This is a genomic window from Microbispora amethystogenes (assembly GCF_016863015.1).
GTDB lineage: Bacteria > Actinomycetota > Actinomycetes > Streptosporangiales > Streptosporangiaceae > Microbispora > Microbispora amethystogenes.
In genome coordinates this window covers 1-6,538 of sequence record NZ_BOOB01000086.1, presented here as the reverse complement: position 1 = coordinate 6,538, position 6,538 = coordinate 1, and the positions used below count along the sequence as shown (strand labels likewise).

At 66.9% G+C, this 6,538-nt stretch carries 6 protein-coding genes and 1 pseudogene; 4 read left to right on the top strand and 3 right to left on the bottom strand.

Features of this window, described 5'->3' with window-relative positions:
- Nucleotides 1–157: 157 nt before the first annotated feature.
- The 3 genes from Mam01_RS35665 (at nucleotide 158) to Mam01_RS35655 (ending at nucleotide 3,803) form a co-directional block, all read left to right on the top strand.
- Nucleotides 158–1,252 carry an ADP-ribosylglycohydrolase family protein gene (locus Mam01_RS35665; protein WP_204289634.1) on the top strand — a complete coding sequence of 365 codons (1,095 nt, stop codon included), beginning with the start codon at nucleotides 158–160 and terminating at the stop codon, nucleotides 1,250–1,252.
- Between the two features lie 258 nt (nucleotides 1,253–1,510).
- Nucleotides 1,511–1,819 carry a hypothetical protein gene (locus tag Mam01_RS35660; protein WP_204289633.1) on the top strand — a complete coding sequence of 103 codons (309 nt, stop codon included), beginning with the start codon at nucleotides 1,511–1,513 and terminating at the stop codon, nucleotides 1,817–1,819.
- A gap of 31 nt (nucleotides 1,820–1,850) precedes the next feature.
- Nucleotides 1,851–3,803, top strand: a complete 1,953-nt coding sequence (locus Mam01_RS35655; RefSeq protein ID WP_204289632.1) for a DUF6571 family protein — start codon at nucleotides 1,851–1,853, stop codon at nucleotides 3,801–3,803.
- Nucleotides 3,804–3,812: 9 nt separating this feature from the next.
- On the opposite strand, the gene Mam01_RS35650 is transcribed toward Mam01_RS35655, so the two are convergent.
- From Mam01_RS35650 to Mam01_RS35640, 3 genes are all read right to left on the bottom strand, one after another.
- Nucleotides 3,813–4,259 carry a hypothetical protein gene (locus tag Mam01_RS35650; protein WP_204289631.1) on the bottom strand — a complete coding sequence of 149 codons (447 nt, stop codon included), beginning with the start codon at nucleotides 4,257–4,259 and terminating at the stop codon, nucleotides 3,813–3,815.
- A gap of 405 nt (nucleotides 4,260–4,664) precedes the next feature.
- Nucleotides 4,665–4,889 carry a hypothetical protein gene (locus Mam01_RS35645; RefSeq protein ID WP_204289630.1) on the bottom strand — a complete coding sequence of 75 codons (225 nt, stop codon included), beginning with the start codon at nucleotides 4,887–4,889 and terminating at the stop codon, nucleotides 4,665–4,667.
- Between the two features lie 76 nt (nucleotides 4,890–4,965).
- Nucleotides 4,966–5,253, bottom strand: coding sequence for a hypothetical protein (locus tag Mam01_RS35640; RefSeq protein ID WP_239101870.1), 288 nt, complete (start codon nucleotides 5,251–5,253; stop codon nucleotides 4,966–4,968).
- A 178-nt stretch (nucleotides 5,254–5,431) separates the two neighbouring features.
- Between Mam01_RS35640 and Mam01_RS35635 the strand changes: the two are divergent.
- Nucleotides 5,432–6,538, top strand: a pseudogene (locus tag Mam01_RS35635) (hypothetical protein); the annotation flags it as partial.

Here is a 6,538-nt window from a genome sequence, read left to right as displayed (position 1 = left end):
CCCTCTCCCTGTTCAACCAGTCCTGACCCCGCGGGTGTGGCGCTGCCTCCGACTCGCTCTGCCGGACGACCCCGAATGGCTCACTACACAGGAAGAGCTGTGGTGGAATGCCCGATAAGGGATCATAGGGAGAGCGGGCAAGCGAGAAGGGGGCAGCGTGGGGGTTTATGCCGATACGGGGGAAATCTCGTTCCGGGCGAAGGTACGCGGCTGCCTGCTCGGCGGGGCGATCGGCGACGCCCTCGGCGCGCCCGTCGAGTTCGACCCGCTGGCCGTCATCAAGCGTGACCACGGCAGCGCGGGCCTGGTCGACTTCACCCCCGACTGGCGGGGCAAGGTCGGCCTGGTCACCGACGACACCCAGATGACGTTGTTCACCGCCGAAGGGCTGATCCGCGCCGACGTCCGCGTACGCGAGAGAGGCATCGGCAGCGAGGCCGACGTCGTCCGCAACGCCTACCTGCGCTGGCTCGACACCCAGGAGCACCGCTCCCCGCCGCCGGCGGACGATCTCGTCCGAACCGGCCGGCTTCGTGAGCAGACCTGGCTGTACTCCCGCCGCGCGCCCGGAAACGCCTGCCTGTCCGGACTGCGCGTCGCGCCCGGTCCCGCCGCCGCTCCCGGCGAACCCGGGCCGGTCAATCCCCGGTCGAAGGGCTGCGGCACGGTGATGCGCTCGGCGCCGTTCGGGCTGGCCGCCCGCGACCCGTACGCGGCCTTCGATCTCGCGGCCAGATGCGCCCAGATCACGCACGGTCACCCCACCGGCTACCTGGCGGCGGGAGCCTTCGCGGCGATCGTCTCCCTCCTGGTCGAGGGCAGGCCGCCCCTGGAGGCCGTACACCACGCCCTCGAAATGCTGCGGGAGAAGCCCGCGCACGAGGAGACCACCACCGCCCTGCAGGCCGCGGTCGCCCTGGCGGACGCGGCGAAGCCGTCACCGGAGACGGTGGAGTCGCTCGGCGGCGCCTGGGTGGCCGAGGAGGCGCTCGCGATAGGCGTCTACTGCGCCCTGGTGAGCGACGACGACGTGGAGCGGGCGCTGCTCCTCGCGGTCAACCACTCCGGCGACAGCGACTCGACCGGCTCCGTCTGCGGCAACCTGCTCGGCGCGCGGCACGGCGAGGCGGCCCTTCCCGAGCGCTGGCTGTCCCGGCTGGAAGGCCGGGAGGTCATCACCGAACTCGCCGACGACTTCGCCGACCAGTTCAGCGGAGGCCGCGCCGCGCCCGGCAAATACCCCGGCTGCTGACCCGCTCCGGCCGATGGTCGTGATCGACGCGGCATACCACCGGTTGGAGCTCCAATTTGTCGGTTGCTTCCCCTGGCGACGCGACCGAGGCGGGGATAACTTCCCTCAAGGAGGATTCAGCCTGGCGAACTTATCGGGCAATCCGAAAATACTCCTCGGCTGAATATCCGAAGAGTACGGTTGCCGAGGCTATAGGACGATGTCTACCTTTGACATCGAATGCAACGCGGGGGCGTGAAGCGGCAGATAGGGGGCGGCGTGGCGGAAGAGATGGTGCCCAACCCTCGCCACGCACAACTGGTGGAACTCCTCAAGGAAGTCCAGAGCCGCGCCCACGAGGTCGGGCAGGCATACCAAGGCATTTATGCCGCGATGCAGTCGGCCAAGGTCTGGACAGGACCGACCGCCTCGAAATGGACGAACGAGGTGGCGGACCGGCATCACCGCCTGGCCCAGCTCGTACGGCAGATGACCCACGCGATCGAGGACGAACTGCACCGGCATCCGGCGATGGTGACCCGCTCCCAGGCCGACCTCATCCGGCACCAGCTGACCGGACGCCCCTGAACGCCGTGCCCCTCGGTTCGGGAAGGACGCGATGACATCTCCCAGCGGCGACTTCTGCGGCATCGACCCGGCGGCGATGAACGCGATGGCGGCCGACCTGCGCCGGGCCGCCGACCGGCTCACCACCTTCTCGTCCGACTTCGAGGGGCTGTTCCGGGCGAACGGGGTGAGCACCACTCCCCTCACGCAGGTCACGGCCATCGCCGACTGGGGCAGAGGCCAGGTGCCCAAACTCTCGGAGCGGGCCGAGCTGATCAAGGCACTGAACGGGACCGGCGACGACACCTTCGCCCGCCTGCCGGACGCGCTCGACAGCTTCGCGACCGGCCGCGGCCTGGGCCTCACGTACGGCACCGGCATCTTCGAGAACTCCGACTTCACCTCCGAAACGAAGGGCGAACTCGCCCACGAGCACATCAAGGAGATCGCTGCCCTCGCCAAGGACCCCGCCGCCGCTGCGGCGTTCTTCGCCACACTGCCCGCCAAGGTACGCGACGCGCTGCCCGACCTCCTGATGAACACCGGCAGCCCGACCGCGAAGGAGGATCTCGCCGCCTTCAGCGCCGCCCTGGGCGCCGCTCTGCGCGCACCCGGCCGCATTCCGGCCGTGGAGAGGCTGAAGGCCGAGCTGGTAAGCAAGCCAGCCGACCGGGGCGTGGCGTGGAATCGGCTGACGCTGCTTGTCGGAGCGAAGGCACCGACGGATGTCCGTGTGGCCGCCGCCCGCGCTCTCGCCCTGGACGACTTCATGAAGAACCCGCGCCAGGATTGGCTCGGCGGCAGCGCGAGCCTGTCCCGGACTTACGGCTATTCCCCCGACACGATCCCCCTCGCGCTGGAGGTACTGGTCGGGGAGGGCAAGGCCGCGCGGACCGCATTCGCCCAGTTGGGCGGCGACGGTGTCAAGCTCAGTCCGGTCGAGATGATGAAGCGGTTCCTGGACTACAGCAAGACGGTCGGCTCCGGCAACGAGATAGCCGGCGCCTTCGGCCGCGCACTGGCGACCGCCTCAGGAGCGTACGACGAGAAGGACGGGGCGCACTCGACGGAGGCCGCGAGGTTCGCCTTTGACGTGATCCGGGAAATGCCCAAACTCGGCGTCCCGTATCCGATGCGAACATCGATGGCCGAGATCGCGGGCTCCTACGCCACCGAGTTCACCGAGGGTGCCAACCTCGGTGATGCCAATCGCACCCAGCCCAGCGCCTTCGGGCCGGTCAAGACAATCGTGCCTGGCCTGAACCCGGTGTTCCGCCTCAGCCCGAAGGACACCTACGAGTTCGTCAAGACGTTCGCGGATTCGGCGGCGCACATCAAGCCCTTCGAAGAAGGAATGGGCAACCTCACCGACAGGCTCGTCAACACCGCCGCCAAGATGGACCATGGCAAGAGCACTGACCATCTCGAACGGGCGATGCGGGCGCTCGGCTACGTCGCCGGTCTGCAGTTCGCGACTGAGCGAGAGGTGCAGGGGAAACTCGACGCCGAGGACCAGGCCAGGGTCAAGGCAGAAATGTTCGCCTATGGCCTCGGTCTCGGCGTCACCGGGTTCGCCATCTCAGGCGTTGCCGGACAGATTCTGTGGCTTGGAGTTTCGACCTTCACGCCGCTCGGCGTGGAGCCCGCGATCACACCGGAGAAAAGCCGGCTGAGCGAACTGGACGTAAGGGATCGCGCTGCCTGGATGGCCCGCGAGACCTGGCTGGCGAACATCTTGTTGTCCAACGGATTCAAGGCCAAGGTCCCGCCGAACGACCCGCGCTTCTCCAAGGCGCCCATCGCAGGTGCAGACGGCAAGCTGCTGCCCTTCTCCGAGATCGCCAAGAACAAGGAAGCCGTCCGCAACTTCGACAACTGGCTCATCGCCAACGGCTCCGGCGGACTGGACGACCGGATCCTTGGCGAGGTCCAGACATCTCTTGAGGAGCGCTTCGCGGGGGCGAGGAAAGTCGCAGAAACTAGGGGCCCATCACCTTACGAATGATGCTCAACCTCATTGCGGTGACAAGCACTCCGTCTCGCCTCGCACCTCAATTCTACCCTTACTGGGAGAGGAGAGTTCAATCCTCGTATGGTATTGATCACTCACGGCCTGCTGATAAGTCGGAGTCATTCCAGTCTTGACCAGCTTGTAGTCGGCGATAGAGTCGAGCGTGCCCACCAAAGCGAGTGTTATGCCTTCAGAATCTCCAGATCCAACTCTAGCTCTTGCCTGAACCGCGTAGCTCTGTTTGTATTTTTCACTCCCACAGGGAATGTCCCTACCTCCGGGATCAGTTACCTCGATGTCTGTACCAAAAGCGTGCTGCACCGTCTGATCGATGTGACGTTTGAGGATCTGGCCGGCTTCGGCTGCTGTTGGTTCAGGATCGCCACATGCGGACAGGGCCAGTCCAGCTACCAGGGAAATCGAAGCAATAAGCCGCAGTCGAAGCGTCACGCGATCCTCCAGACAACCAAGCCCACCTGCCGCACACCATGATGTCAACCAACCGGCCCATCGTACGTCCGGTTTACAGAATTACCTAGCCCAGTCTCATGACATGGGCCGATACACACGAACCGTTCACCAGCTCCAATTACCTCGATTCTTTCCTGGCCCAATACGTGCGCTTGGCCGACTCCGATGTGGTCGGCGTCGCGCGTCGGAGCCTCGGGGCGGCCTGGTGGCCCGCCTGCCGTGACGGGGGCTTTCGGCAGGCGGGCGGCTCAGGTGGCCGGGCAGCGGTGTCCGCCGTCTCGCGGGGCGAGTGCCCGGCCAGGAGGGGCGGCCTCTCATCACCCAGTCAGGCAGGAGAGGCCGCCCCGGCCCCGTCGACCGTGGCAACTCGGTCAGCGGGGCAGCTCAGCGTGCGCAGCCGGTCAGCAGGTCGCGCCACAGGTCACGGACCCCGCAAGTGATCAACCACTCGGTCTCGCGCACCTGGGGTTTCGAGTGCGTGCGATCCGTACGGCGGATGAACATCAGTCCCCCCGCCGCACACAGCTCGACCGACAGGGCCAGGCACTCCTCACAGGTGTGCCGGACGGACGGGGTCCGCCTGGTCTCGGACAGCCAACGCAGCCGCACATGGCCGGGCTGGGCGGGCGGCAGGTGCAGACCGGGACAAGACAGGGGAAGCAGCTCGCTTCCGACCGCCGACCACTCACCCAGGCTGGACCGGCACCGCCGGTCTCACCCGCGCGGCGTCGCCGTTCTGCCCCCAGGAGACGCCCAGCTCAGGGGCCCGCTGCTCGGCGATGCTCTCCTGCCGCGCGATGGCCTGGCACAACTCGACCAAGTCGTCGCCGTCGACCGTACGGCACGCACCCGCCTGCTCGGCGACCGCAGGGATCGGCCGCTCCCGGGACGCCCACAGGCGCCCGGCGTCACTGCGCATGATCTTCCACCCGGCGAACCCCTGCGTGGGAGAAATGGCTCTATGGTTTGTCACAGGTCAGGACCTCGATTCCTGGCCAAGGGGTCCGTACGGCGTTCCCGCGCCTGCGGACCCCGACTGTTCACCTCTTCCGCCATCAATGACAACAGTCAGTAACCCATGCGTCACAGATGCGATCGGGGGACACTGGGTGTGGTCAGGACGCCCCACGTCTGACGAAGAGGTGCACGCGATGATCGCCGAACTTCCCCCATGGGCCGTACGACTGCGCGCCGAACGACGCGACCGGCTGTGGAGCCAGAAGGAAATGGCCCGCCACCTGGTCGAAGCCGCCGACGGGGCGACCCGCAACGGCCTGCCCGCCCGCGAGACGATCGTCCGCCGAATCAAGGCGTACGAGGCCGGGCACAACGAGCCCCGCGACCCCTACCGCATGCTCTACGCCCGAGCTTTTGGGACCACCGAAAGCGACCTGTTCGGCCCTTCGCTGCCCGTTCTCCAGCAGGACGACCCGGCCAGCGGTTTCGAGCGGCTCCGCCTCAGCCTTGACGAGGTGACGTCCGCCGGAGCAATGTCCGAAGCCGCGCTTGAACATTGGGAGACGACGGTTCTCCTGCATGGAGAGGCCGTTCGCAGCCGCCCTGCGGAAGTCCTGGTGCAGGATCTCGCCGCCGATTTCAATGACCTTCGGCAAGTGCTGGAGCGCCACCGATCGGCGTCCGCACTGCGGAGACTGACCCGAGTGGTCGCGCAAATGTCCGGCCTGATGTGCCTGACCTTCATCAAGCTCGACAACAGAACGGCCTTCCGAGGCTGGGCCCCCACCGCACGCGTCGCAGCCACCGAAGCGGGCGACGCGACGACCCTTTCCTGGGTCCTGGCTCAGGAGTCGTATGGGCACTACTACGCAGGTGATCACGTTGAGGCCATCCGAGTCGCCCAAGGCGCTCAGAACGTCGCCCCCTCCTGCGCCGGGGCGGTCCTGGGAGCGGCGCTGGAGGCCCGTGCGCACGCGGCTCTCAGTCCGTCCAGAGTGCCGGAAACCCGCGCCGCTCTCGCTCGCGCGAGACGACTTCTGGATGAGCTGTCTCCGAGCGAGGAGAACGCCTCCGCGTTCGGCTACAACGAGGCACAGTTCCGCTTCCACGAGGGCAACGCGTTCACTCATCTGGGAGACACCGCCGCGGCCTGGGCCGCGCAACAGTCAGCGCTGCGGCTGTGCCCTGAGGAGGACTACATGGAACGCACACTCACCCGGCTTGATCGAACGTTGTGCCTGGTCCGCGATGGGGACGTCCCCAGCGCGCTGGAGTACGCGACGGTCACGCTGACTCCCCTT